This window comes from Xanthomonas bromi, from assembly GCF_900092025.1.
Taxonomy (GTDB): Bacteria; Pseudomonadota; Gammaproteobacteria; order Xanthomonadales; family Xanthomonadaceae; genus Xanthomonas; species Xanthomonas bromi.
The window spans coordinates 1-1495 of the sequence record NZ_FLTX01000113.1; the positions used below are offsets into that span (position 1 = coordinate 1).

Genomic DNA, 1495 nt, shown 5'->3' on the forward strand with positions numbered 1-1495 from the left:
TGTCAGCGGCAACGCCTCCAGCTGCACGTAGGCCGATGGGATCATGTAGCTCGGGAGCACTGCCTCCAGCCAGGCCCGCAAGGCCTGCGCGCCTGCGCTTTCATCCAGATGCGCGGTCCCCACCCAATACGCCACCAACCGCTTGCCGCCGTTATTCGCCTCCAGCGCCACCACCACGCACTCACGCACGTCCGCATGCGCACTCAGTCGCGTTTCAATCTCACCCAGTTCGATGCGGAACCCGCGGATCTTGACCTGGTGGTCGTTGCGGCCCAGAAACTCGATCGTGCCATCGGCGCGCCAGCGTCCCTGGTCGCCGCTGCGGTACATCCGTGCCGTCGGATCGGCACTGAACGGATCCGGCAGGAAGCGCTCCTCGGTCAACACGTCTTGATTGAGATACCCTCGCGCCACACCCGCACCACCGATGTATATCTCACCGATCACCCCGATCGGCACCGGCTGGCGATGCGCATCCAGCATATAAAATTGCGTGTTCGCCACGGGCCTGCCGATATGCGCCACGAAACCGTCGTCGCGATCCATCGCCACCCAACTCGAATAGGTCGTGGTTTCCGACGGACCGTATAGGTTGCACAGCCGTCGCACCTGCGTCCTGGCAAAAAGATCCTCCACCAGCTGCCGCTTGAGGGGTTCACCGGCAACATTGACGGTGTGCACGCCGGGACTCAGCCCGCTCGATTCCAGCACGGCCTTCAACGCCGACGGCACGGTATTGATCAAGGTGACGTCATGCGAGCTGGCTTGTAGCGCAAGAAGATTGTCGACCACTTCGATCGCACCGCCACAGGTCAACGGCACGAAGCACTCATAGACCGACAGGTCGAAGTTCAACGAGGTGGAAAACAGGGTGTTGGCCAGCACAGAGGGCGCAAAGGCGCGGTGGGCCCAGATCAGCAGGTTCACCGTGTTGCGGTGTTCGATCATCACCCCCTTGGGCTGGCCGGTGGAACCGGAGGTATAGATCACGTAGGCCAGATGCGCCGACGTCAGGCCGTTGATCGACAGATTGGATATGGCATGGGACTGCCAGCATGGCGTATCCAGATTGACGACCGGTACCGATGCGATCGGCAGTAGATCCAAGGTCGATGCCTGCACCAGCACTGCGGCGGGGGCGCTGTCTTCCAGCATGTAGGCCAGGCGTTCGGCCGGATAGGTCGGGTCCAGCGGCACATAAGCACCACCGGACTTCAACACCGCCAGCAGCGCCACCAACGTCTCTACATCGCGCTGCAGACAGATCGCGACCCGATCATCCGGACGGACCCCGAGCTCACGCAGGTAATGCGCCAGACGGTTGGCTTGCGCATTCAATTCTCCATAGGTGAGCGACACCCCGTCTCGCACCACCGCCACTGCCGTCGGCGTGCGCGCCACCTGTGCCTCGAACAGCGCATGCACACAGGTATCGCGCGGATAATCCGCTGTCGTCGCATTGAAGTCCTGCAACACGTGCCGGCGCTCGGCCTCG

Annotated in this window: 1 protein-coding gene; it reads right to left on the reverse strand. The window is 62.5% G+C overall.

Annotation, left to right across the window (positions count from 1 at the left end; translation table 11 throughout):
- On the reverse strand, positions 1 to 1495 hold a 1495-nt coding region (locus tag XBLMG947_RS20675; RefSeq protein WP_139074472.1), incomplete at both ends, for a non-ribosomal peptide synthetase.